A 23,830-nucleotide genomic window follows, 5' to 3' on the forward strand; every position below is an offset into this window, starting at 1 on the left:
TCGTTTCTGTGTGCTCATGCGGCACACACGTTCGCCGCTCAGGTCAGCTCAGCAAGCTAACACCGGGAGCTATGACAAAGGGCCGCCGATCCGGCCTTTACGGACGTGACAATCAGCACCCACTCCAAAGGAACCGACGTTCGAAACCGGTATGAGGTTGCCATGAACAGGTAATGTGTTATCACTTAGCTAGACAGGCGATAGACATAGACAGTGGACACCGCGCCGGAACGCGCGGAGAAACGGGGGAACCTCCATGACCGCACACGACCCGCAGGTCACGCCCGACGTGCCCGAGATGCCGGCCCCGCGCGTGCGGGAGACCCCGGCGCACAGCATCGGCGGCGGGCTCGCGCTGCTGCTCGGCCTGCTCGGACTGCTGGCCGGCGTGGCGATGATCATCGTGGCCACGGCGGTCGAGAGCACCGGCGCGAAGGCCGGTCTCATCACCGGCGGCATCGTGATCGCGCTCGCCGCGTTCATCGCGATGTGCGGGCTGAACATGGTCGCGCCGGGCGAGGCTCGGGTGGTGCAGCTGTTCGGCCGCTACCGGGGCACCATCCGGCAGGACGGGCTGCGCTGGGTGAACCCGTTCACCTCCCGCACCAAGATCTCCACCCGGGTACGGAACCACGAGACCGCAGTGCTGAAGGTGAACGACGCCTACGGCAACCCGATCGAGCTGGCCGCGGTCGTGGTGTGGCGGGTCGAGGACACCGCCCAGGCCACCTTCGAGGTGGACGACTACGTCGAGTTCGTCTCCACCCAGACCGAGGCGGCCGTGCGGCACATCGCCATCGAGTACCCGTACGACGCCCACGACGAGGACGGCCTGTCGCTGCGCGGCAACGCCGAGGAGATCACCGAGAAGCTGGCGGTCGAACTGCACGCGCGCGTCGAGGCGGCCGGCGTGCAGATCATCGAGTCCCGCTTCACGCACCTCGCCTACGCTCCCGAGATCGCCTCGGCGATGCTGCAGCGGCAGCAGGCGGGCGCGGTGGTCGCGGCGCGGCAGCAGATCGTGGAGGGCGCCGTGGGTATGGTCGAGTCGGCCCTGGCCCGGATCCAGGAGCAGGACATCGTGGACCTCGACCCCGAGCGGAAGGCGGCGATGGTGTCCAACCTGATGGTCGTGCTGTGCGGTGACCGCTCGGCGCAGCCGGTCCTCAACACCGGGACGCTCTACCAGTGACCGCCCCGTCCGGGGACCCGGCCCCGCAGCGCCGGCCGCAGCGCAAGCAGGTGCTGCTGCGGCTGGACCCGGCGGTGTACGAGGCACTGGCCCGCTGGGCGGGCGACGAACTGCGCTCGGCGAACGCCCAGATCGAGTTCCTGCTCCGCCGGGCCCTCGCGGAGGCGGGCCGCCTCCCCGGCGAGACGGGCCCCCTCCCCCGCCGGGGCCGCCCCCCGGGCACCCGCCCCCCATCGGGCGGAACGCCACCCTCCGACTGAACCGGCCCCCGCCGCACGGCGGGGGCCGGACGCATGTCCGGATCCCGGTGACAGAACCGTGACAACAGGGCCTCACCTGCGGCTTAGGGGGAGCACGCACGATCTGCACACTCCGCGTATACACACCGCGTATACACGGTGTGTAGAGTGCTCCGCATGTCCATCGGTCACACCCTTCTGGGGCTCCTGGAGTCCGGGCCGCGTCATGGTTACGACCTGAAGCGGGCCTTCGACGAGAAGTTCGGTCACGACCGGCCGCTGCACTACGGCCAGGTCTACTCGACGATGTCGCGGCTGCTGAAGAACGGCCTCGTCGAGGTCGACGGCATCGAGGCCGGCGGCGGGCCCGAGCGCAAGCGGTACGCCATCACCGAGGCCGGCGTCACCGACGTCGCCCGCTGGCTCGCCACGCCGGAGAAGCCCGAGCCGTACCTCCAGTCGACGCTCTACACCAAGGTCGTCCTCGCACTCCTCACCGAGCGCGACGCCGCCGACATCCTCGACACGCAGCGGTCGGAGCATCTGCGCAGCATGCGCATCCTCACCGACCGCAAGCGCAAGGGCGATCTGGCGGACCAGTTGATCTGCGACCACGCCCTCTTCCACCTCGAGGCCGACCTGCGCTGGCTGGAGCTGACCGCCGCGCGCCTCGACAAACTCCGTGAGGCGGTGGCCCCATGACCACGTCCGCACCCGCCGGTTCCCTGCTCGCCGCACGGGACCTGCAGAAGACGTACGGCCCGACGAAGGCGCTCGACAACGCCGCGTTCTCCATCCACCCGGGCGAGGTCGTCGCCGTGATGGGGCCCTCCGGCTCCGGCAAGTCCACGCTGCTGCACTGCCTCGCCGGGATCGTCACCCCCGACGCCGGGTCCATCACGTACGCCGGCCGCGAGCTGACCGCGATGAACGACTCAGAGCGCAGCGCCCTGCGCCGCTCCGAGTTCGGGTTCGTGTTCCAGTTCGGCCAGCTGGTGCCGGAGTTGACCTGCGTGGAGAACGTCGCGCTGCCGCTGCGGCTGAACGGCACGCCCCGCAAGGAGGCCGAGCGCACCGCCCTCACCTGGATGGAGCGCCTGGAGGTCGACGACGTCCGCAAGAAGCGTCCCGGTGAGGTGTCCGGCGGTCAGGGCCAGCGGGTCGCGGTCGCCCGCGCGCTGGTCACGGGACCGCGCGTGGTGTTCGCCGACGAGCCGACCGGCGCGCTGGACTCGCTGAACGGCGAGCGCGTGATGGAGCTGCTCACCGAGGCCGCCCGCTCCGCCAACACCGCCGTCGTCCTCGTCACGCACGAGGCGCGGGTCGCCGCGTACTCCGACCGCGAGATCGTCGTCCGCGACGGCAAGGCGCGCGACATGGAGCGGGTCGTATGAGTGCCGGTCAGTGGGCGCGGGACCTCGCGCTGGGCGCCCGGTTCGCCGTCACCGGCGGCCGTGAGGGCTGGACCCGGGCGCTGCTCACCGCCGTCGGCGTGGGACTCGGCGTGGCGCTGCTGCTGCTCACCGCCGCCGTGCCGAACCTGCTCGACGCACGTGACCGGCGGGAGGACGCCCGCCAGGACAACGTGTACGTCGAGGACACCCTGCGCCCGTCGGACGACACCCTGCTCATCGCGCACGCCAACAGCGACTTCAGGGACACCGACGTCCGCGGCCGCCTGGTGGAGGCCGAGGGTCCCGACGCTCCGGTGCCGCCCGGGGTGAGCGAACTCCCCGAGCCGGGGACGATGGCAGTCTCCCCCGCCCTGAAGAAGCTCCTCGCGTCCGACGAGGGAGAGCTGCTGCGGGACCGGCTGCCGTACGACGTCGTGGGCACCATCGGCGAATCCGGCCTGATCGGCTCCCAGGAACTCGCCTTCTACGCGGGCATCACGGGCCTCGCCAAGCAGCTGGACAGCCCGACGGTCATGCGGATCGAGGCCTTCGGCGAGGCCCAGGACAGCCCCGCCGAGCCGCTGGACCCCGTCCTCGTCATGCTGACACTGGTCATCTTCGTGGTGCTGCTGGTGCCGGTCGGCGTGTTCATCGCCACCGCCGTACGGTTCGGCGGCGAGCGGCGCGACCGCAGGCTCGCCGCGCTGCGGCTGGTCGGCTCGGACAGCCGGATGACCCGGAGGATCGCCGCGGGCGAGGCTCTCGCCGGCGCGGTGCTCGGGCTGGTCTTCGGCACCCTGTTCTTCCTGGCCGGACGTGAATTCGCGTCGTCCGTCGAGCTGTTCCGCGTCAGCGTCTTCGCCGCCGACCTCAACCCGTCGCCGCTGCTGGCGCTGCTGGTCGCGGTCGCGGTGCCGGCCGCCGCGGTGCTGGTCACCCTGATCGCGCTGCGCGGCGTGGTCATCGAGCCGCTGGGTGTGGTCCGCACCGCACGGCCGGCCCGCCGCCGGCTGTGGTGGCGGCTGCTGCTGCCGCTGGCGGGCGTCGCCATGCTCGTGCCGATGATCGGCCAGGGCAGCGACAACGGCGACTTCAACCAGGTCCTGGTCGTCGGCGGTGTGATGTGTCTCCTCGTCGGGGTCACCGCCCTGCTGCCGTGGATCGTGGAGACGGTCGTGGGCCGGCTGGGCGCGGGCGGTCTGGCCTGGCAGCTCGCCGTGCGCCGGCTCCAGCTGAGCAGCGGCACCGCGGCCCGCATGGTCAACGGCATCGCCGTGGCGGTGGCCGGTGCGATCGCCCTGCAGATGCTGTTCACGGGCATCGAAGGCCAGTACACCCGCGACACGGGACAGGACGTGTCCCGCGCGCAGATGCAGGTCGAGCTGCCCGGCGGCGTCCCGGTGGCTCCGGCCGCGGCGGCGTTCGAGAAGACCGCGAGCGTGCGCGACGTCCAGGCGCTGTCCCACGGATACGCCTACGAGAAGCTCACCGACGACCTCGAGGAAGCGGTGCGGGGGGCGCATCTGACCGCCGGCGACTGCGAGACCCTGCGCACGCTCGCGAAGCTGACCGACTGCCGGGACGGTGACGTCTTCGCGCTCACCGGTGCCGACTACGACACGGACACGCCCGTCCTCAACAAGCCCGGCCGCACCCTGCACATGCAGCCGAACGGCGATCCCGCCGCCCCTCGGCAGGACGTCGTCTGGACCGTGCCCGAGGGCGTGAAGAGCGCGACGGCCCTCGAGGACCCGTCCGGGATGATGAGCAGCGGCTTCCTGCTGACGCCGGGCGCCGTGACGCCCGGTGTCGAGGAACGGCTGTCCGGAAGGCTGTGGCTCGGCGTCGACGAGTCGGTGGCCGACGCGCAGGACCTGGTGCGGAACACGGCCGCCTCCGTCGACCCGCTGGCCCACGCCGCGACCTGGGTCTCCACCGAGCGCGTCACCCGGTTCGACTCCATCCGCACGGGCCTGTTCGTCGGCGCCGCCGCCGTGCTCTTCCTCATCGGGACGAGCCTGCTGGTCTCCCAGCTCGAACAGCTGCGGGAGCGCCGCAAGCTGCTGTCGGCCCTGGTCGCCTTCGGCACCCGCCGCCGCACGCTGAGCCTGTCGGTGCTGTGGCAGACGGCGATCCCGATCGGTCTGGGGCTCGCGCTCTCCGCGCTGGTCGGCACGGTCCTCGGGGCGGTGCTGCTGCGGATGACCGCGACGCCGGTCCAGGTGGACTGGGGCAGCGTGGCCGGGATGACGGCGGTCGGCGCGGGTGTGGTCGCCCTGGTCACCCTGCTCAGCCTGCCGCCCCTGCTGAGGATGATGCGCCCGGACGGTCTCCGCACCGAGTAGCCCTGGGCCGTCAGTCCTCCACCGTGTGGACCGGCAGGTCGCGCATCGCCCCGCGGAGCGCCGTCGCCAGCTGCCCGTACTCCGTCGCCCTCGCCGTGCCCGTGCGCATGGCGAGGGCGATGCGGCGTTTGGGCGCGGGGTCGGCGAAGTGCGCGGTGAGGAGACGGTCGGCGCGGCTGGTCTCCACCTCGACGGCGGTGCGTGGCAGCAGTGTGACGCCGAGGCCGCCCGCGACGAGCTGGACCAGCGTGGAGAGTCCGGCGGCCGTGGTGGTGGCCGCCACCCCCGCGCTGCCGGCCTCACGGCAGATGTCGAGCGCCTGGTCGCGCAGGCAGTGCCCCTCGTCGAGCAGCAGCAAATTCAGCTCGCGCAGCACCGTGCGCGGTATGCCGCAGCGCCCGCCGAGCCGGTGCCCCGGCGGGGTGACCAGCACGAAGTCCTCTTCGAACAGCGGCAGTTCGGTGACCCCGGCGACGCCGAGCGGCACCGCGAGCAGCAGCAGGTCGAGCCGTCCGGCGGACAGCCCGTCGAGCAGGCTCGCGGTGTGCTCCTCGTGCACCTGGAGGTCGAGGCGCGGATAGCGGTCGTGCACCAGCCGCAGCACCGTCGGCAGCAGATACGGCGCCACGGTCGGGATGACGCCGAGCCGCAGCACCCCGGTGAACGGGGCCCGCAGCGCGTCCGCCTCCTCCATGAGCGCGCCGATGTCCGTGAGCACGGACTTCGCGCGGGCGGCGAGCTGCTCCCCGGCCGGGGTGAGCAGCACTCTGCGTGTCGTACGCTCCACGAGCGTCACGCCGAGTGTCTCCTCCAGTGCGGACAGCGCCCCGGACAGGGCGGGCTGGCTCATCCCCAGGGCCCCTGCGGCGTCGCGGAAGTGAAGGTGCTCGGCCACCGCCGCGAACGCCCGCAGCTGGGCCAGGCTCGGCTGTCTGCGCCGGTCACCGACAGTCACTGATAGGTCCCTCCGATCAACCCGACCGAGTGTAGCTATTTCACTGATCAATGCACTCTGTGCCAACATCAACCGAGTCCAACCCATGGGAAACGCCCGCAATTGGGGTGTTTCTTCGCTGCAAGGAGAGCGTGTGCTCACTGTCGGTGACAAGTTCCCCGAGTTCGAACTGACCGCCTGCGTCTCGCTGGAGAAGGGCAAGGAGTTCGAGACGATCGACCACAAGACCTACGAGGGCAAGTGGAAGGTCGTCTTCGCATGGCCCAAGGACTTCACCTTCGTGTGCCCGACCGAGATCGCCGCGTTCGGCAAGCTGAACGACGAGTTCGCCGACCGCGACGCCCAGATCCTCGGTTTCTCCGGTGACTCGGAGTTCGTCCACCACGCCTGGCGCAAGGACCACGACGACCTGCGCGACCTGCCGTTCCCGATGATGGCGGACCCGAAGCACGAGCTGATGCGCGACCTCGGCATCGAGGGCGAGGACGGCTATGCCAAGCGCGCCGTGTTCATCGTGGACCAGAACAACGAGATCCAGTTCTCCATGGTGACCGCCGGCTCCGTCGGCCGTAACCCGAAGGAGGTCCTGCGGGTCCTGGACGCCCTGCAGACCGACGAGCTCTGCCCGTGCAACTGGTCCAAGGGCGACGAGACCCTGGACCCGGTCGCGCTGCTGTCGGGGGAGTGAGCTGACGTGTCGCTCGACTCCCTGAAGTCCCGCATACCGGACTACGCCAAGGACCTGAAGCTCAACCTGGGTTCGGTCATCGGCAACTCCGACCTGCCCTCCCAGCAGCTCTGGGGCACGGTGCTGGCGACCGCGATCGCCTCGCGCTCCCCGATCGTGCTGCGTGAGCTGGAGCCCGAGGCCAAGGCGAACCTGTCGCCCGAGGCGTACACGGCCGCCAAGGCCGCCGCCGCGGTGATGGCGATGAACAACGTCTTCTACCGCACGCGTCACCTGTTGTCGGACCACGAGTACGGCAACCTGCGCGCCGGGCTGCGGATGAACGTCATCGGCAACCCGGGTGTCGACAAGGTCGACTTCGAGTACTGGTCGTTCGCGGTCTCCGCGATCAACGGCTGCGGCATGTGCCTCGACTCGCACGAGCAGGTGCTGCGCAAGGCCGGCCTGGACCGTGACGTGATCCAGGAGGCGTTCAAGATCGCCGCGGTGGTGCAGGCCGTCGCCGCGACCCTCGGCGCCGAGGCGGCGCTCGCGGAGTAACTCCGCGCCCGCCCCGCGATGTAGGGGCCCGTCCACCCTTCGGGGTGGGCGGGCCCTTCGGCGTTCCGGGCGCCTGGCGCTAGCGCTCGTCGGAGGGCCGGCCGGACTCCCCGGGCCGTTCGGACTCCGTGGCCGGGGGGTGGGGTTCGGTCTGCGCGGGGGCCGGGGCGTCCGGCGCCGACATGGCCGTCGCGCCCCGCGGCCGGGGCGACTGGACGAGGGCCGCCTCGTGGGAGAACGCCCGCAGATAGCCGACGACGGTGTTGGACACGGCGACCAGCGGCACGGCGACGACCGCGCCGCCGATGCCCGCCACGAGACCGCCGGAGGCCACCGCCAGCACCACCGCGAGCGGATGCACCCGCACCGCGCGGCCGAGAATGAACGGCTGGAGGATGTGGCCCTCGATCTGCTGGACCGCCAGCACCACCACGAGCACCATCACACCGGTGAACACGCCCTGGGTGACGAGCCCGACGACCACGGCCAGCGCTCCGGACACCACCGCGCCGACGAGCGGGATGAACGAGAACAGGAAGATGAAGACGGCGAGCGGCACCGCGAGCGGCACGTCGAGGAAGTAGATGCCGAGGCCGATGAAGATGGCGTCGATGAGCGCCACCACCACGGTGCCCCGCACGTACGCGGTGAGGGTGCGCCAGGCGACCGGGCCGGCGCCGGCGACGCCCGGACGGGCCGCGGCCGGGACCAGCTTGAGGGACCACTGCCAGATCCGCTTGCCGTCGTAGAGCAGGAACAGCGTCGAGAAGACCGCCAGCAGGATGCCGGTGAGCGCCTCGACGACGACCGTGACGCCCTCAAGACCGGCCGAGGTGATCTGCTCGGTGTTGGCGCCGACGGCCTCGCGCAGGTTCTTGGCGATCTCGTTGATCTGCTTGTCGGTGACGTGGAACGGGCTGTTGAGCAGCCAGTTGCGCAGTTCGTCGATGCCGTCCTGGATCTGGTCGGCGAGGGTGTCGACGTTCTCCATGACCTGCCAGGTCACGAACCAGCCGATGAGTCCCATCACGACGAAGCCGAACAGCGCGGTCAGCACGGTCGCCGGTCCGCGCGGCACGCCGATCCGCCGCAGCCGGGCGACGGTGGGCTGGAGCAGCGCGGTGATGAGCAGCGAGGCGACGAACGCCAGCACCACGAGTTGGACGGCGCTGATGATGCGCATCAGCACCCAGACGGTGCCGGCGAGCACCAGCAGGCGCCAGCCGGCCTCGGCGGCGACCCTGACGCCCCAGGGCACGGCCTGCGCCGGGTCGGGGCGCGTGGGAAGGACGACCTGGGTGTACTCGGTGGGCGGGGGCGTCCGGTCGGGGTCGGCGGTGTGGCGCTCGGGATCGTCGTCCGGCCCCCGGTCGCGCGTGACTTCGGCGCGGCGCTCCTCCAGCCGTTTGCCGACCTTCGTCAGTCCGGCTCCGACCCGGTCGAGCCACCCTGGCAGTCGCGACATGATCCGTCCTCTTCCCCCGTCTCTCCCCACCAGTCCCCCTGGCGCCGTCGGTCAGACCGTACAGGGCGACAGCCCCGCACCGTAGGACGGTGCGGGGCTGTCGCGGAGTCGAGCGTGCCGCGGGGCGGCGGAAGGGTCCGGAGGACCTAGTACCAGTTGTTCGCCTGCCAGAACTCCCAGGCGCCGCACGGGCTGCCGTAGCGGCTGTCCATGTAGTTGAGGCCCCACTTGATCTGGGTGGCCGGGTTGGTCTGCCAGTCGGCGCCGGCGGAGGCCATCTTGGAGCCCGGCAGGGCCTGCACGAGGCCGTAGGCGCCGGAGGAGGGGTTCATGGCCTGGTAGTTCCAGCTGGACTCGTGGTCCACGATGTTGCTGAAGCACTGGAACTGGTCGGCGGGCACCATCTGGCGCGCGATGGCCTGGACCTCGGCGACCGAGTAGGAGGCCTGGACGGCGAAGGAGGACGCGTCACGCGCGGCGGAGCGGCTGGCGGCCTTCTCGGCCTCCTCGCGCTCCTTGGCCTCCTGGGCGGCCTTCTCGGCTTCCTTCTTCTTCGCGATCGCGGTCTCGGCGGCGGCCTTGCGGGCTGCCTCCTCCGCGTCCTTCTTGGCGGTCGCGTCCGCGGCGATGGCCATCGTCTGGGCCTGCTGCGTCAGCGACGCGGTCTGCACCTGCGCCTGCTGTCCTGCGGGGATGTCCGCGAGCAGCGTGGTGCCGGCTGCCGTCGCTTCGGCGTCGTTGTTCTGCGCTGCGGTGCTGCCCGAGGCAACGCCGACGACGCTTCCGACAGCGGTGACCGCCGTGGCCGAGGCCACTGCGAATCCCCGGACCGAGATCCGGCTCACACGGTTTCCTTCCAGCATCGCCCGCTTCGGTGACCCTCGCGGACGCAATCGTGCCCCTGACACTGGCCTCCCCAACTGCGGGTCACGGGAGGCGCGGGCCCGGTGGGCAACTCCTTCGACAGGAGCGCCGCGTGGTGCTCGGGCGGCATACGACGAGGCTATGGAGTTGAAAGGGTGTTCTTCTGTGGTTCTGCACCGCTGGGGGTACAGCTGTGTCGTATGCGGGGCCTGACAGGAGTGAGACTCTGCCGTAACCGGGCGGCGCAAGGCAATTCTCTGTTGCGTGTGAAAGCTCACATGTCGTTTGGCCCTGGGGATTACCGGAAAGCCGCACACGCGCCGACGCCGCCCGGCTAGGCTCTACGCCTTTCCCGGACGGCGCCAACTCGCGCGCAATACACCCGCGTTGGGATGCGAGGGTCAGATGTGACCGTCTTCGAGCATTTCGGTCACAAGGGCCGCGATCTGGGACCTCTCGGACCTGTTGAGGGTCACGTGGGCGAACAGCGGATGCCCCTTCAGTTTCTCGACGACGGCGACCACCCCGTCGTATCGGCCGACCCTCAGATTGTCCCGCTGCGCCACGTCGTGCGTCAGGACGACCCGGGAATTGGCCCCGATCCGGGACAGAACGGTCAACAGGACGTTCCGCTCCAGCGACTGGGCCTCGTCCACGATCACGAACGCGTCGTGGAGCGAGCGGCCCCGGATGTGGGTGAGCGGCAGGACCTCCAGCATGCCGCGCGCGGTGACCTCCTCGATGACCTCCCGGCTGGTGACCGCCGACAGCGTGTCGAACACGGCCTGCGCCCAGGGGCTCATCTTCTCGGCCTCGGTGCCGGGCAGATAGCCCAGCTCCTGCCCGCCCACCGCGTACAGCGGACGGAAGACCATCACCTTCTGGTGCTGCCGCCGCTCCAGCACGGCCTCCAGACCCGCGCACAGCGCGAGCGCGGACTTGCCGGTGCCGGCCCGGCCGCCCATGGACACGATCCCGACGTCCGGGTCGAGCAGCAGGTCGAGCGCGATCCGCTGCTCGGCGCTGCGGCCCTTGATGCCGAACGCCTCCCGGTCGCCGCGGACCAGGCGGACGTTGCCCTCCGGGGTGACCCGGCCGAGCGCCTTGCCGCGCTCGGACTGGATGGTCAGGCCGGTGTGCACGGGCAGCTCGGCCGCCTCGGGCACGTGGACGTGGCCTTCCTCGAAAAGGATGTCCACCTGCTCGCCGGGCAGGGTCAGTTCGGACATTCCGGTCCAGCCGGAGGAGTCCGTGATGGCGAGCTCCGCGCGGTACTCCTCGGCGAGAAGGCCCACGGAGGACGCCTTGATCCTGAGCGGCAGGTCCTTGGAGACGACGGTGACGTCGAACCCCTCCGCCTGCAGATTGCGGGCGACCGCGAGGATGCGGGAGTCGTTGTCCCCCAGGCGGTAGCCGCTGGGCAGCACGCCGGGGTCCGAGTGGTTGAGCTCGACCCTCAGGGTTCCGCCGAGGTCCCCGGTCGGGATGGGGGCGTCGAGACGGCCGTACCGCACCCGGTAGTCGTCCAGCAGGCGCAGGGCCTGGCGGGCGAAGTAGCCGAGCTCGGGATGGTTCCGCTTGGCTTCCAGCTCCGTCACCACGACGACGGGGAGCACGACCTCGTGCTCGTCGAAGCGGCTGGGGGCATGGGGGTCGGCCAGCAGGACGCTGGTGTCGAGAACGTAGGTGCGCCGGTCTGGCTTGTGGCGCTTTGCGCTGGTCACCACGGAAGGACGAACCCCCTCGGATGAGGTCGGGGAGCGACGAGGCGGAGCTGGACCGGTCGACGGCCCTGATGCACGACGGGCCGAGAACCGGCCCTCCGCCGCTTCTTCCGTGCCGTGACCGCACGGTCGGGCTGGTGCAAAGGGCCTCCCGGGCGGACGGCTCCCGTGCCGTCCGCTGAGATCCGACACCCGTGGTTCGGGCGTCGACCTGACTGAGTTATGCCCTCGAACAAGCGCTGCCATGCCACGACCCGCGACGGCGCGCCGGTGAACGGCGCGTGACCCCTGGTGACACATGGGGGGCGCGGGGTGGCGCGAGGTGACACGGGGGCGCCACGCGGTCACGCGGTGGCGCGGTCACACGGTCACGAGGTGGCGCGGTGGCCGTGAACAAGGGGTGGGGCGCGTTCAGCCGCCGAAGCGGCGGTGGCGGGCCGCGTAGTCACGCAGGGCGCGCAGGAAGTCCACCTTGCGGAAGGCCGGCCAGAAGACCTCGCAGAAGTAGTACTCCGAGTGGGCCGTCTGCCAGAGCATGAATCCGGACAGCCGCTGCTCGCCGCTGGTGCGGATGACGAGGTCCGGGTCGGGCTGCGCCTTGGTGTAGAGGTGACGTCCGATCATGTCGACGTCCACGGACTCGGCGAGCTCGTCCATCGGGACGCCCTTGTCGTGGGCCTCGTGGAGCATGGAGCGCACGGCGTCGGCGATCTCCTGGCGTCCGCCGTATCCGATGGCGACGTTGACGACTATCCCGTCGACGTGCGCCGTGGCCGCTTCCGCTTCCTTCAGGACCGTCTGCATCCCGGAGGGCAGCAGGTCGAGGGTGCCCACATGGTGGACCCGCCAGCGTCCGTCGGCGGCGAGGGTGCGGACCACGTCCTCGATGATGCCGAGGAGCGGGACCAGTTCCTCCTTGGGCCGGTCGAAATTGTCCGTCGACAGCAGCCACAGGGTGACCACCTCGACGTCCGTCTCGGAGCACCAGCCGAGGAACTCCTCGATCTTCTCGGCGCCGGCCCGGTGGCCGTGCACCGTGCTGGAACCCGCGGCCTTCGCCCAGCGGCGGTTGCCGTCCATGATGACGCCGATGTGCTTCGGCACCTGAGCGGTGTCCAGGTGGCCTTCCACCCGGCGCGCGTACAGCCTGACCAGCAGGCTCCGCAGCTTGTCGCGCAGGTTCACGTGATCGTCAGCCCCTCCGTACGGATCGGACAGGCGCGGCACCCAGCCGCGTCGCGCGGCAAGCGGCCCGGTCTCGGCCGCGGGCGGTCCCTGCCCGTATGGCGGTCCCCAGAGGCGAAGCGTACCCCTGCCGGGGCGGGGGTCCCCAACGTCCGGTCTGGCGCGCTTTTGTCAGCTGTACTGCTGCCGCACGCCGTTTGTGTGCTGCCGCCGGAACCACTGCTTGGCCGACGTCTGGCACAGCAGCACCAGGACGGCGATGCCGGTGCCGGCCGGCAGGACGCCGAACGGGATGCCGCGGGCGGCGCCGCTGAGCGCGAAGACGATCTGCAGGCTCGCCAGCACGATCGAGGCCACGCGCACGCCGTTGCCCGCGGTGCGGAAGCGGAGCGCCGGCACGAGGAGCACGGTGGGCATCAGGTAGCTGCTGAAGAAGCGGCCGGACTCACGGGCTCCGAAGTCGGCCGCGACGAGGACGGTCAGCAGGACGCCGATCCCGAACGTCGCGAAGATCACGATCTGCGCGGCGCGGACGGGGCCGGGCATGCCGGCGGGGAGGGGTGGGGCGTACGGGGGCTGGGCGTACGGGGGCTGGGCGTAGGGATGTGGAGGGCCGGGCTGTCCGTAGGACTGACCGTAGGGCTGTCCGTATGGGGAAGGGGTGCTGGGCCGGCCGTACGGACCTGGGGTGCCGGGAGACTGCTGAGGGGGCGGTGTCGGATGCTCGTTCGACATGGCGCGACTCTAGCCAGCGGGCCGCGTGGGACGGCGGACGCACCGCGTGGGACGACGGGCGCACCGCGTGGGACGACGGGCAAGAGAAACGGGCCGGTCCGTGGGGGGGAGACGGACCGGCCCGAGGGGGGGTTTCCACCATAACCCTTCGTAAGTGATGCTGCGTGCATCGGCGCGAGACAACTACGCTCCGGAATCGCCCGGCGACGCCCGGATGCCCTCGGAGGGGCCGATTCAGGGGGTCTTTGTGGCTGGAACCCGGCGAAATCGCGCGGAAAATGAGTGCTGAGGGGACTCTGTGCACGGTGTGACACCAACCCTGCACCTTTCCGGCCACTCTTCCGGCCGTCCCTCCGACGGGTGACCCCCAAGGGGCCGCGGCTTGACCCGGAGACGGGGAGAAGAGGAGCGGGGGGTGATCGCGGGGGCGGGAAGGTGTGGGCACCGCGCAGCCCCCTCCACTGCGCGGTGACCCTTCCGCGCAGCTTTGCTCGCGCGAATCATTGGTCCGAACCTAAGCGATGCGCCGCCGCGGAGACCAGCCCTCAACCGTAACGATGCGGACACTACGCGCGTGGATCGCGGGCGCGAGCCTCTCACCTGCGGGCTTCGACGAGGTGCCGTGAGCTGTGGGCGACGAAGGACCCCTCGGCCCCGATCCGCTCGTGCAGCTCCCGCAGCCGCGGCCGGTACTCCTCGACGGTGAAGCCGGGGACCATCCAGATCACCTTGCGCAGGAAGTGCACGACTGCGGCGATGTCGTGGAACTCCATGCGCAGCCGCTCGGCCCGCAGATCCACGACCTCGAGACCGGCCGCCTCGGCGTCCCTCCGCTCCCGCTCGGGGTCGCGCGCGGTGCGGCTCTCCTCGGGGAGCGGGCCGAGGAAGTACTCGACGAGTTCGAAGGCGCTGGCGGGCCCGACGTGCTGGGCGAGGTACGTACCGCCGGGCCGGAGCACCCGGGCGATCTCGTACCAGTGCGGCCGGACGGGGTGCCGGCTGGTGACGAGGGAGAAGGACGCGTCGGCGAAGGGCAGCGGGGCGTCCTCGGCCGCCGCGACGACGGTGGCGCCGTACGGCCGGAGGGTGTGCGCCGCCTTGCGGACGTTGGGCGGCCAGCCCTCGGTGGCGGCGACCAGCGGGGGCCGCCGGGACGCCCGGCCGAGGGCGAACGCGAGGACCTCTCCCCCGCCGGTCTGGACGTCGAGCACGGGCCCGCCCACCGTGCCCAGCCGGCCGGCGACGCTGGTGGCGTACCCCCAGGACGGCCGGGCCTCGGTGGCGCGCCCCTCGAACCAGGAGAAGTCCCACCCCTCGGTGGGCACGGAGGCGCCTTCGGCGAGGAGGTCGTCGAACGTACGGGTCTCGGTGCGGGGTTGAGGCTGGGACTGGGGCAGGGACTGGGTCATGCGGGTGAGGATGCCGGAGGCGGGGGCGGCTCGTCGCGTGCTTTTCCCGGGGGCTTCCGGTCTATGTGAGAAGTGGCCGTACGTCCTCGGCGGCGAAGCGCACGAAGCCCTCGGGGTCGGGTTCGTCGCCGGTGGGCTGGAGGACGACCGTGCCGGCGCCGGCCTCGGCCAGCCGCCGTACGGCGTCGGCGACGGCGTGGGCGTCCCCGGAGACCCCGAGGTCGGCGTCGGCGGCGTGCCCTTCGGCGATCAGCTCGGCCTCCAGCCGCTCGCGCGCCCCGTCGCCGGTCGCGGTGAGCAGATAGACGACGACGCGGTGGCCGTCCGGGTCACGTCCCGCCGCGACACGGCCCTCCCGGATCAGTCGGCAGGCCTGCCGGACGCCGTCGGCGGAGGTGTCGGCGGTGAGGATGGTGCCGTCGGCGGCCTCGCCGGTGAGCCGTACGGTACGGGGTCCCATGCCGCCGGCCAGGACGTCGACGGGGCCGGGCGGGGGCCAGTCGAGCGTGACGTCGTCGAGGGAGACGTAACGGCCCTTGGTGGTGACCGTCTCGCCGGCCAGCAGGGCGCGGAGGGCGAGGAGATGCTCGCGGAGCAGGGTGAGGGGCGACTCGACGCGGGCGCCTACCTGCCCCATCCAGTCCTGCACGCCGTGCCCGACGCCGAGGACGGGGCGGCCGGGGAACATCCGGTGCAGGGAGGCGGCCTCCATGGCGGTGACGGCGACGTTCCGCAGGGGGACGGGCAGCAGCCCGACGCCGACGCGGAGCCGCTCGCTCCACGCGAGGGCGGCGGCGCCGGTGGAGATGCCGCCCTCCCGGAAGCAGTCCTCCCACAGCCACAGCTCGTCGAGCCCGGCGGTGTCGGCGGCACGCACGACGGGGCGGAGGCGCTCGGGGGCGAGCTGGGGGCGGAACACGGCACCGAGGGTCGTCGTCATGCGGATGTACCTACCCACGGGGGCCCGCCCCGGCAAACCGGCGCCGGGGCGGGGGCGGGGGCGGGGGCGGGGGCGGGGGTCGTGGTGTGCGGGCGGTCAGCGGTTGACGGCCTGGATCTCCTGGACGGTGACGTCCTGCTCTCCGCCGAACGTGCCGTCCGGGAGCGGCCGCTGACCGGCGACTCCGGTGCCGGTCCAGTGGATCTTCCACGTCACCGTGGCCTGGAGCTTGTAGGCGTCGTCGCCCGAAGAGCGCAGGTACTTCACACCGCACGGCGGCGTACGGTTCGCCTTGCCCTTGGCGTACGGCTCACCGATACGGCCGTTGTCGATCTCGCAGACGCCGGAGGCCGGATACGTCTCCGCGTCGGAGGTGCCCGGCTCGATCCGCACGGACACCGGTACGGCCGTGGTGGTCGCCTGGATGCCGAGCAGCGGCACGGACGCCGTGACCGAGACCGGCTTGAAGTCCGCTCCGTCCAGCCACATCCAGGTCGGCAGGTTCACCTTGGTCTCCCCGTCCGGAGCGAGGTCCACCTCGGTCGTGGGGACGCGAATCTCGGCATAGGCGAGCTGCGCCAGCATCTCCGGAGTGATGGCCTGCTGGATGTCGGCGGGCGGGTCGTCGTTGGTGTCCACCCAGAAGACGGGGTCATCGCAGTCGAGCGCCCCCGGATCCCCGATCCGGCCCGGCGTGACGTAGGAGTCCCACCAGTAGCCCTCGCCGGCCTTCTCCTTGTTGAAGTCCTTGTAGGGCTCACCCTCGACATACCGCTTGCGCTGCGCGGCATCCCACTCGTACCCCGTGCTCTCCGCCTCCCAGATCGGCTCCAGATGCTTCTGCAGCTGCTCCGGGGTGTACTTCGGAGCGTAGTAGCAGGCGGGCGGGGTCCAGGTGGTGGCGGAGGTGACGGGGCCGGCCTTCGGACCCGACCCGTTCTTCGACCGGTCGAACACGACGACACCGGCGGACAGCGTTCCGTCGGGACCGGCGTCTCCCGACACCTTGGGCGGTGGGTTCTGCGAGCCACCACCGATCACGTTGTCGGCCATGGCGGGCGTACCGCTCAGCAGCACTGTTCCGATCACGGCCGTTGTCGTCAGAACTCGCGTCGTCGGACTCAACGCTGGCACTTGTCACTCCCCCTCTGAGACAGCAGCTTGGTGACGACCCAGACGCCCTTTTCGTTCTTGCGCAGTTTCGTGCTGTACAGCACGTAACTGTTCTTGGTGACAGGTGTTTTGTTGACCTTCTTGTCCTTGAGGTACATGTCGAAGGCCTTGCTCTGGTCCTCGCAGTACACGAGGGACGCAGCATCCTGACCACTCACCTGTACGTCGGCGTCGTAGTAGCTGTACGCCCCCGTCACCCGTGCCTTCGCGTCGACGTATGCCTGGATGAAGTCTTCCGTGTTGGCGGCCGCTTCGCCCTCGTAGTAGTAGAGGTATGCCTTGTCCAAGGGGTCCTGGTTGACGATGGCCATGTCCACCGCCTTGATGGACTGCTCGCTGTCGGCCAGGACCGCGTCCTTCTCCTTGTCTCCGGTCTTCGGCCAGTCGAAGGTGTAGGAGAGGTCGCCGGGCAGCTCGATCTTCGGGCGGTCGTCCGACGCCGGGGCGGAGGTGGTGGGCGAGGCCGACTTCTTGCCTCCCGTGTCCGCTCCCGCGATCGTGTCCTTGTCCTTCGCGGGAGAGTCGTCGTCGCTTCCGCACGCGGACAGCGTCAGGGCCGCGGTGGCGGTCAGCGCAAGCGCTGCGAGCAGGGTGGGACGGCGGTTCACAGTCGGCTCCCGGTGGGGCGAGGCGTCACATCAGCGGGCCAACGCTATCCAGCGGGCGCAGTGCGACACCAGAGCGAATGGGTCAACTGCAACACAGCTAATACCGAATTGGGACGCGCAGCCGCGTCAGGGCCTGCACTTCTCGCTCCCGGACTGCGAAACGATCTTCTGGATCACCCACACACCCCTGTCCTCGTCCCTTTTCAGCGAGGTGTGGTAGATCACGTAGCTCTTGGCCGTCACCTCGGTCTTCTTGATCTCACCCGTCTCGAGGTACTTCACATAGGCCCTGCCCTGGTCCTCGCAATAACTGAGCGACGCCGTCCCGTCCTTCTCGACGCTCACTTCAGGTGCGTAGAAGCGGTAGGAGCCGGTGATGCCGGCCTTGTGATCCACGTAGTTCTGCACGAACGTCTGGGTCTCGGCGGCGGCTTCGCCCTCGTAGTAGTGGAGGTACGCCTTGTCGAGGGCGTTCTGGTTCACGATCGCCTGATCGACCGCCTTGATGGACTGCTCGCTGTCGGCCAGGACCGCGTCCTTCTCCCTGTCGCCGGTCTTCGGCCAGTCGAAGGTGTAGGAGAGGTCGCCAGGCAGCTCGATGGCCGGGCGCGGGTCCGATGCCGGGGCAGACGTGGTCGGCGTCGGCACCGTGGGTCCTGTCGCCTTGTCGCTGCCCTTGATCGGGACGTCGGTGTCCTCGCTGCCGCATGCGGCAAGGGCGAGGGTCGCGGTCAGTGTCAGTGCTGTGAGCAGGACGGGGCGGCGGTTCAAGGAAGCTCCCGGTTGTTGTCGCGGGTCACGTGAACTACGGCTGGCACTGAGCCGCTCCCCTGTTCGAGATGATCTGAGACGTCTGCCAGACGCCGTCGGCGTTCTTGTCGAGCCTCGTGTTGTACACCACGTAGCTGTTCTTGGTGACCGGCGTCTTGTGGATCTCGTTGGTCTTCTTGTCCTTGCTGAAACCCTTGCTTTCGTCCGCGCAGAAGGTCAGGGTCGCCGAGTCCTCGCCCTTCAGCGTCACCTCGCGCTCGTAATAGCGGGCCTCACCGGTGATGGTGGCCCCGGCCTCCTCGAACTGGGCGACCCAGTCCTGGGCGGCTTTCAGTGCCTTGCCCGTGTTGTAGAAGGCGAGCGCCTTGCCCTCGAGGTCGGTCCCGGTGATCGCGGCGTCGACGGCCCGCATGCGTTCCGCGTTGTCCGTGAGAATCGCATCCTTGACGGGGTCCCCCGTCTCGCCGCCCTCGAAGGTCAGCTTGAGGTCAGCCGGCAGCTCGATCTTCGGGCGACCGGCCGATGTCGAGGGCGACGATGACGCTGATGCCTTGGTTCCCTTGGCCTTGTCGCTGTCCTTCGCCGCTGTGTCGGGCTCCTCGCTGCCGCACGCGGTCAAGGTCAGGGCCGTGGTCACGGCGATTGTTGTGAGGAGGGCGGGGCGGCGGTTCAATGAGGCTCCAGGTGGGGCGAGGCGTCGCTTTGGTGGGGTCACGTTATCGAGGGGCGCAGGGTACCTTCGCCGGGGTGAGGGGAGGCGCGGGCGTGCGGTGGCGGGACGGGCGTGGGGAGTTGGTCGTGCGGAGGCCTGACGGAGGTGTCAGCGCGCGGGTGCCGCTCGAGATGGCGGCGTCCTATCGGGCAAGGACGCGCGGACTGCTCGGGCGGGAGAGCCTCGAAGGCGCCCTGCTGCTCTCGCCCGCCAACAGCATCCACACCTTCCGTATGCGCATGCCCATCGACGTCGCCTACCTGGACCGCCGACTCCGCGTCCTCGCCGTGCGCACCATGCCGCCCGGACGGCTCGGACGGCCTCGCGTCCGCGCACGGCATGTCATCGAGGCCGAGGCCGGGGCCATGGAGGGGTGGGGGCTCCGCGTGGGGGCGGTTGTGGAGGTGCGTGAGCTCCGCTGAGGCCGGTCAGTTCTCCCCGCGCGGGAACGAGATCTCCACCCGCCTGTTCTTCTTCCGCCCCTCCTCCGTCGAGTTGTCGGCGATCGGGTAGTCCTCACCGTAACCGCGCACCTCGTACGTAATGTTCGCGTCGCTCAGTTCTTGCTCGAGGATGCCGTGCACCGCGTTGGCCCGTTTGCGGGACAGCACGTCGCCGTGCGCGGACGAGCCGAGGTTGTCCGTGAAGCCGAAGACGCGGATGCGGGTCGCGTTCTGCGTCTTGATCTCATTCGCGATGACGGAGATGCGGGCCCTCGCCTGTGCGGAGATCTTGGCGCTGTCCTTGCCGAACAGGACCTCCGCCTGCAGGGCGAACGTCACGTTCGTGTTCGTGTCCTCGCGGCGCTCGTCCCCGCTCTGGTCCTCGACGACGGACTTGATGTCCAGCACCTTGGGCTCCGCGAGGGTGGCCCCGTCGGGGAGTTTCAGGTCGGGGTCGTTGGGGTCCAGTTCCACGGGCGCGGAGGCGCTGGCTTCCGTGCCCGGCGGGACGCTCGGTCCGTCGTCCGCGCGGGCCGCGGTTGGGCCGGCGGCCAACAGGGTGGCGACCGTGCCGATGAGGAGGAGGCGCGTGTGTGTCATCCCCGCCTCACCCAGAGATCTGGATGGTGCCGCTGGCGAAAGTCGGCAGCTGGAAGGTGACCCCCGTGGTCTCCGCCGGCGGGGCCGGGAACTGCATGAACACCGGCACGGTTTCCCCGGGCTTGATCCTCGGGATGTTGGTCGTCGTCAGGGGCCTGCCGTCGGTGTCCCGCAACACGTAATAACGCTTCTTGCTGCCGGAGTCGACGAGAGTAGCGCCCCCGAAGGAGCCACCGTGGCGCATGATCTCCGTCTCGTCGCCGCGCGTCTCGATCGGCACGCGGGCGTCTTCGCTCCCGTCGTTCTTGATCTCGCCGCTGACGGTCACGAATCCCCCGGCATCCCGGGTCGCGGACTCGATGGTGAGGACGAGACCGTCCCGGCCTTTCAGCTCCGCCAGGACCGCTTGCTCCTCCCCCTCCTGCGCGCTGGGGCCCGAGCCCCGGCCTTCGGACGCCGACGCCCGCGACTGAGGCTTGTCGTCGTCACCGCCACCTCCGCAGCTGGCCGCACCGAGGGCCAGTCCGGCCGCAACAACCAGCGCGACGGCCCCGTTACGGGCCCTCGTCGTGAACCGAACGCTCATCCCTGCATCCTCAGTCACTCGTCGTTCGCTTGTCAGTCGGCCAGGTGCACGTCGAAGAGATCCTCGGGTTGTGGTAGCAGATCTGCGGGCGCCTCCGGGTCCAGTTCCCAGTCGATCCCGCCCTTGCAGTTGAGCGCGGGGAGCTCTTCCTTTTCCTCCGTGTCCTTGTCCTCTTCCTCCGCGTCCTTGTCCTCTTCATGCACTGGGGCGGTGAGTTCGAAGCCGCAGCGGGGCTCGATCACGGCAGTGGCCGTCGCCCGGGACTTCTTCGTCTCGGTGCCGGGCACGATCGAGTCACCGACCGTCTTGTTCGTCTGCACCTCGACCGTGTAGCTGAGGAGCCCGTCCGCGTTGCAGTTCAAGACCGTGGCGTCGTTGCTGGCGGCCAATTGCTCGGCCCTCCAGCAGGTCGGTGTCAGCCCATCCGCCACACCGTCGAAGATGTCCTGCCACTTTTCGGGGTCGAGGAGGTTCTCCACCCATGCCCCGGACAGTTGGTCGCGCCGCTCCTGAGCAGCCGCGAGTGCCGCCGCGTCGGCGGCGGTCTGAGCACCGTTCCGGTTCGCCGCAGCCTGGCCGACCGCCAAGTACGCGAACGCGAGAAGGAGCAGACCTCCCACCACCGTGATGTAAATGGGGAAAGCCTGCCCTGCGTCGGAGCTGGAGGCTCGGCGAATCAGCCGACGAGCTCGTCGATCTTGTTGGTGATGGCGGTGTAAATGGTGTTGCCGATGTCCGTCCCCGTGATCGCCAGCACAATCGCCACCACCACCGCGATGATCCCCAGGTACTCCACCGCCGTCTGCCCCCGGTCGTCGCGGCGGGACGCGCGGGACTGGAGGTACCTGACCGTCGTGTTGATCCAGTTGCCCATGGTGTTCCCCTCCGGCTGACGCGTTGGCGGCCTTGGTCGCGGGGCCGCTGTCGACCTCGGCACCGTACGAGGGGTTGGTCAGGCCCCTCAAGGGTCCCGGGGCCCATTTCCGGGCCCAAAGGCGGGCCCAGCGCGTCGACGGCATGCGCCTCACCACCGGCCACCCCCGCTGCCCTGGGCCGAACTCCGCTCCTCGCCGCGCCACTTCGCAGCGGCCTCGGCGCGGCTCGTGCTGTGCAGCTTCGCGAAGATGCGGTTGATGTGGTTCTTGACCGTCTTCTCGCTGATGAAACAGGTGGCGGCGATCTGCTGGTTGCTCATGCCGGACGCGATGAGCTCCATGATCTCCGCCTCCCTCGCGCTCAGCCCGTACGCCGACTTGTCAGACACCGACTGTGCCACATCTGGTTGCAGTTGCGAAAGGTTTTTCGTAGAAGTAGGTCCTGCATCCGGCCAACTCGCCATCGCACCACCACCGAAAGTGGAATCTGCGTCACCCTCGCCCCTCAATTGCGCCAGCAACCTCCCCGCCGCCGTCGGCGTCAAGTGCGGCCTCCCCCGCCTCGCGTCCCGTACCGCCGTCACCAGCTCGTCCGGCGTGAACTCACCGTGGACCAGGTACCCGTTCGCGCCCCGGCGCAGTGCCTCGTGGACGATGTCCGACTCCCCGCTGTACGTCAGCATCAGCACCGCCGTCAGCGGCACCAGGTGCGGGAGGGCCGTGAGGCCGTCCACCCCCGGCATACGGACGTCCAGCAGCACCACGTCCGGAGTGTGCGCCAGCGTCGCCTCGTACGCCTCCTTGCCGTCCGCCGCCTCCGCCACGACCTCCAGGTCCTCGCGGCCGGAGAGGAGCGCCGTCAGCCCCGCCCGGACCACCGGGTTGTCGTCGGCCACCACCACCCGCACAGGGTCGGGAGGCGGCACCTCCCCGAACGGGTTCCGTTCATCCCTCATGGCGCACCTCCGCCCTACCCGACACGAGCGGCCACTCCACCCGCACCTGCGTCCCCCGCCCCCGTTCACCCCGCCCGAAGCTGAGCCGCGCCCCGACCGACGCCGCCCGCTCCACCATGCCCACCAGACCGAAATGGCCCGCGCGGCGCAGGCCGTCCAGGTCCGGGGCGCCGGGCAGGCCCCTGCCGTCGTCGCGGACGACGACCGTCAGGACGTCGCCCTCAACACCCGCCCGTACCTCCACCCTCCTCGCCCGCGCGTGACGATGGGCGTTCTCCATCGCCTCCTCCGTGATGGACAGAAGCTGGCGCGCCGCCGCCCGCGGGATCCACGGAGTGCTCCCCTCCCCCGTCCTCACGTACGTCACCGGCGCCCCACTCCGCGCCCTGAACTCCCGTACCGCGCACGCCACCTCGGTCACCACGTCCACCGAACGCCCCGGCTCCCCCTCCCTCCGCAGGTCCGTCAGCAGTTCCCGTGACTCCGCGGCCGCTCGCCGCGCGGACCGTGCCACCAGTTCCGCCTGGCGTTTCACCAGGGCCGGGTCCATGCGGGCGGCCCCCGCCGAGGAGGCCAGGCCGTCCGCCGCGAGCGCGACCCCGTGCAGCGTCTTCGCCACCGAGTCGTGCATCTCCCGTGCGAGGCGCGCCCGTTCGGCGTCGACCGCCTCCGTGACCGCCAGGCGGGCGCGTACCGCGGCCAGGGCGCGGGTCGCCTCGCCGAGGTGGAGCATCAGCTTGCGCAGGCTGGAGCCGACCGCCCCCGCGATCACGCACAGGCCGGGCAGGATCAGCGTCTCGGCGGGTTCGGTGTGCGGGTTGTCGAGCGTGGCGTGGACGAGCAGCAGGATCACGCCCTGGAGCGAGGCGAAGACGGCCGCGCCCCGCCAGCCGTAGATGAGGCCCGCGAGCAGCGGTGTGCAGACGCTGACGTAGGCGAGGGTGGTGTCGGGGCCGGCGGAGACCAGCAGCAGGGCGCCGAAGAGGGTGTCCGCCGCGAGGAGCGTGGGGTGGCGCAGGAGGAGGGGGCCGAAGCGCTCCCAGTCGCGGAAGAGCGCGTACGACACCATGAAGGTGACGACGACCGCGATGCCGACCAGGCGTACGCCCCAGCCGGGGCCCGCATTGAGGAGGGCGGACGGGGCGGCCACGGCGATCATCGCGAGCCGGAAGCCGAAGGCTTGGCGGCACAGCGCCTGGAGGGCGTTCACCTGGAGCCGGGTGTCCGGAACCGGGGAAGCGGGCGGCTCCTCCGATGCCCGAGCCCCACGCGTCGCACCACCCGTCAGCCCCTGCGGCGTCCGCGCACACGCCGCGACCGGCCCGATCGGCGCGGCCGGCACGCCCGGTCCCGCCCCCACCCGCCACCGGGCGGCCGGGCCGCGCCGCCTCCGCCACGCCCGCCCCCTCCGTGTCCGCGTGGTCGTCATCG

At 70.4% G+C, this 23,830-nt stretch carries 26 protein-coding genes; 8 read left to right on the forward strand and 18 right to left on the reverse strand.

All coding sequences use genetic code 11. The features are described from left to right. The first annotated feature begins 256 nt into the window (after positions 1 to 256). The 5 genes from ACQY0Z_RS01915 (at position 257) to ACQY0Z_RS01935 (ending at position 5,170) form a co-directional block, all read left to right on the forward strand. Entirely contained in the window at positions 257 to 1,192 is a 936-nt protein-coding gene (locus ACQY0Z_RS01915) for an SPFH domain-containing protein (protein ID WP_189905319.1), read from the forward strand. Continuing rightward, positions 1,189 to 1,452, forward strand: a complete 264-nt coding sequence (locus tag ACQY0Z_RS01920; RefSeq protein WP_019522347.1) for a hypothetical protein — start codon at positions 1,189 to 1,191, stop codon at positions 1,450 to 1,452. Before ACQY0Z_RS01915 ends, ACQY0Z_RS01920 begins: the two co-directional genes overlap by 4 nt. Positions 1,453 to 1,608: 156 nt before the next feature. Further along, positions 1,609 to 2,133, forward strand: coding sequence for a PadR family transcriptional regulator (locus ACQY0Z_RS01925; protein ID WP_189905316.1), 525 nt, complete (start codon positions 1,609 to 1,611; stop codon positions 2,131 to 2,133). Beyond that, positions 2,130 to 2,825 carry an ABC transporter ATP-binding protein gene (locus tag ACQY0Z_RS01930; RefSeq protein ID WP_189905314.1) on the forward strand — a complete coding sequence of 232 codons (696 nt, stop codon included), beginning with the start codon at positions 2,130 to 2,132 and terminating at the stop codon, positions 2,823 to 2,825. The genes ACQY0Z_RS01925 and ACQY0Z_RS01930 overlap by 4 nt, the downstream gene beginning before the upstream one ends. Beyond that, on the forward strand, positions 2,822 to 5,170 hold the full coding sequence (locus tag ACQY0Z_RS01935; RefSeq protein WP_439811750.1) for an ABC transporter permease: 2,349 nt from the start codon (positions 2,822 to 2,824) through the stop codon (positions 5,168 to 5,170). The genes ACQY0Z_RS01930 and ACQY0Z_RS01935 overlap by 4 nt, the downstream gene beginning before the upstream one ends. Positions 5,171 to 5,180: 10 nt before the next feature. Here the strand turns inward: ACQY0Z_RS01935 and ACQY0Z_RS01940 are convergent, their stop codons facing one another. Further along, the gene (locus ACQY0Z_RS01940) at positions 5,181 to 6,125 is read right to left on the reverse strand and encodes a LysR substrate-binding domain-containing protein (RefSeq protein WP_347225812.1); all 945 of its coding nucleotides are present in this window, start codon (positions 6,123 to 6,125) and stop codon (positions 5,181 to 5,183) included. A gap of 133 nt (positions 6,126 to 6,258) precedes the next feature. On the opposite strand from ACQY0Z_RS01940, the gene ACQY0Z_RS01945 reads away from it, so the two are divergent. Both ACQY0Z_RS01945 and ACQY0Z_RS01950 read left to right on the forward strand, forming a co-directional pair. After that, the gene (locus ACQY0Z_RS01945) at positions 6,259 to 6,813 is read left to right on the forward strand and encodes a peroxiredoxin (protein WP_019522352.1); all 555 of its coding nucleotides are present in this window, start codon (positions 6,259 to 6,261) and stop codon (positions 6,811 to 6,813) included. 6 nt (positions 6,814 to 6,819) lie between these two features. Beyond that, complete coding sequence (locus ACQY0Z_RS01950; protein ID WP_439811751.1) at positions 6,820 to 7,353, forward strand: alkyl hydroperoxide reductase; 534 nt, start codon at positions 6,820 to 6,822, stop codon at positions 7,351 to 7,353. Between the two features lie 79 nt (positions 7,354 to 7,432). Here the strand turns inward: ACQY0Z_RS01950 and ACQY0Z_RS01955 are convergent, their stop codons facing one another. The 11 genes from ACQY0Z_RS01955 to ACQY0Z_RS02005 all read right to left on the reverse strand — a co-directional run bounded on the left by ACQY0Z_RS01955 (position 7,433) and on the right by ACQY0Z_RS02005 (position 18,900). Next, positions 7,433 to 8,818 (reverse strand): AI-2E family transporter, encoded by a 1,386-nt coding sequence (locus ACQY0Z_RS01955; RefSeq protein ID WP_189905305.1) that lies wholly within the window; start codon positions 8,816 to 8,818, stop codon positions 7,433 to 7,435. Between the two features lie 146 nt (positions 8,819 to 8,964). Beyond that, complete coding sequence (locus ACQY0Z_RS01960; protein WP_254588606.1) at positions 8,965 to 9,663, reverse strand: transglycosylase SLT domain-containing protein; 699 nt, start codon at positions 9,661 to 9,663, stop codon at positions 8,965 to 8,967. Positions 9,664 to 10,083: 420 nt separating this feature from the next. Next, entirely contained in the window at positions 10,084 to 11,409 is a 1,326-nt protein-coding gene (locus tag ACQY0Z_RS01965) for a PhoH family protein (RefSeq protein ID WP_189905301.1), read from the reverse strand. 408 nt (positions 11,410 to 11,817) lie between these two features. Next, a complete protein-coding gene (locus tag ACQY0Z_RS01970; RefSeq protein WP_137207904.1) occupies positions 11,818 to 12,591 on the reverse strand; it encodes an isoprenyl transferase in 774 nt (257 codons plus the stop codon). A gap of 171 nt (positions 12,592 to 12,762) precedes the next feature. After that, positions 12,763 to 13,137 (reverse strand): hypothetical protein, encoded by a 375-nt coding sequence (locus tag ACQY0Z_RS01975; RefSeq protein ID WP_189905299.1) that lies wholly within the window; start codon positions 13,135 to 13,137, stop codon positions 12,763 to 12,765. Positions 13,138 to 13,922: 785 nt separating this feature from the next. Continuing rightward, positions 13,923 to 14,735: a class I SAM-dependent methyltransferase gene (locus ACQY0Z_RS01980; protein WP_439811752.1), complete on the reverse strand. Its 813-nt coding sequence runs from the start codon at positions 14,733 to 14,735 to the stop codon at positions 13,923 to 13,925. Positions 14,736 to 14,796: 61 nt separating this feature from the next. Continuing rightward, the gene (locus ACQY0Z_RS01985; RefSeq protein WP_439811753.1) at positions 14,797 to 15,675 is read right to left on the reverse strand and encodes an LLM class flavin-dependent oxidoreductase; all 879 of its coding nucleotides are present in this window, start codon (positions 15,673 to 15,675) and stop codon (positions 14,797 to 14,799) included. Positions 15,676 to 15,771: 96 nt separating this feature from the next. Next, the gene (locus ACQY0Z_RS01990; RefSeq protein WP_254588341.1) at positions 15,772 to 16,728 is read right to left on the reverse strand and encodes a hypothetical protein; all 957 of its coding nucleotides are present in this window, start codon (positions 16,726 to 16,728) and stop codon (positions 15,772 to 15,774) included. A 68-nt stretch (positions 16,729 to 16,796) separates the two neighbouring features. Then, the gene (locus ACQY0Z_RS01995; RefSeq protein WP_347225809.1) at positions 16,797 to 17,456 is read right to left on the reverse strand and encodes a hypothetical protein; all 660 of its coding nucleotides are present in this window, start codon (positions 17,454 to 17,456) and stop codon (positions 16,797 to 16,799) included. Between the two features lie 126 nt (positions 17,457 to 17,582). Beyond that, a complete protein-coding gene (locus tag ACQY0Z_RS02000; RefSeq protein ID WP_439811754.1) occupies positions 17,583 to 18,227 on the reverse strand; it encodes a hypothetical protein in 645 nt (214 codons plus the stop codon). 34 nt (positions 18,228 to 18,261) lie between these two features. Continuing rightward, on the reverse strand, positions 18,262 to 18,900 hold the full coding sequence (locus ACQY0Z_RS02005; protein ID WP_189905288.1) for a hypothetical protein: 639 nt from the start codon (positions 18,898 to 18,900) through the stop codon (positions 18,262 to 18,264). A 74-nt stretch (positions 18,901 to 18,974) separates the two neighbouring features. Here ACQY0Z_RS02005 and ACQY0Z_RS02010 point away from each other — a divergent pair, with 74 nt between their 5' ends. Further along, positions 18,975 to 19,361 carry a DUF192 domain-containing protein gene (locus ACQY0Z_RS02010; RefSeq protein WP_381724967.1) on the forward strand — a complete coding sequence of 129 codons (387 nt, stop codon included), beginning with the start codon at positions 18,975 to 18,977 and terminating at the stop codon, positions 19,359 to 19,361. A gap of 6 nt (positions 19,362 to 19,367) precedes the next feature. On the opposite strand, the gene ACQY0Z_RS02015 is transcribed toward ACQY0Z_RS02010, so the two are convergent. The 6 genes from ACQY0Z_RS02015 to ACQY0Z_RS02040 all read right to left on the reverse strand — a co-directional run bounded on the left by ACQY0Z_RS02015 (position 19,368) and on the right by ACQY0Z_RS02040 (position 23,828). Further along, on the reverse strand, positions 19,368 to 19,982 hold the full coding sequence (locus ACQY0Z_RS02015; RefSeq protein WP_381724969.1) for an OmpA family protein: 615 nt from the start codon (positions 19,980 to 19,982) through the stop codon (positions 19,368 to 19,370). A gap of 7 nt (positions 19,983 to 19,989) precedes the next feature. Further along, positions 19,990 to 20,568, reverse strand: a complete 579-nt coding sequence (locus ACQY0Z_RS02020; protein ID WP_439813336.1) for a hypothetical protein — start codon at positions 20,566 to 20,568, stop codon at positions 19,990 to 19,992. Positions 20,569 to 20,600: 32 nt separating this feature from the next. Further along, positions 20,601 to 21,248 (reverse strand): pilus assembly protein TadG-related protein, encoded by a 648-nt coding sequence (locus ACQY0Z_RS02025; RefSeq protein ID WP_439813337.1) that lies wholly within the window; start codon positions 21,246 to 21,248, stop codon positions 20,601 to 20,603. Next, positions 21,245 to 21,442 carry a Flp family type IVb pilin gene (locus ACQY0Z_RS02030; protein ID WP_028959420.1) on the reverse strand — a complete coding sequence of 66 codons (198 nt, stop codon included), beginning with the start codon at positions 21,440 to 21,442 and terminating at the stop codon, positions 21,245 to 21,247. The genes ACQY0Z_RS02025 and ACQY0Z_RS02030 overlap by 4 nt, the downstream gene beginning before the upstream one ends. 150 nt (positions 21,443 to 21,592) lie before the next feature. Beyond that, on the reverse strand, positions 21,593 to 22,399 hold the full coding sequence (locus ACQY0Z_RS02035; RefSeq protein ID WP_439811755.1) for a response regulator: 807 nt from the start codon (positions 22,397 to 22,399) through the stop codon (positions 21,593 to 21,595). Further along, positions 22,389 to 23,828, reverse strand: a complete 1,440-nt coding sequence (locus ACQY0Z_RS02040; protein WP_439811756.1) for a sensor histidine kinase — start codon at positions 23,826 to 23,828, stop codon at positions 22,389 to 22,391. The genes ACQY0Z_RS02035 and ACQY0Z_RS02040 overlap by 11 nt, the downstream gene beginning before the upstream one ends. Positions 23,829 to 23,830: the final 2 nt, after the last annotated feature.

It is taken from the genome of Streptomyces sp. P9-2 (genome assembly GCF_051903975.1).
GTDB lineage: Bacteria > Actinomycetota > Actinomycetes > Streptomycetales > Streptomycetaceae > Streptomyces > Streptomyces cellulosae.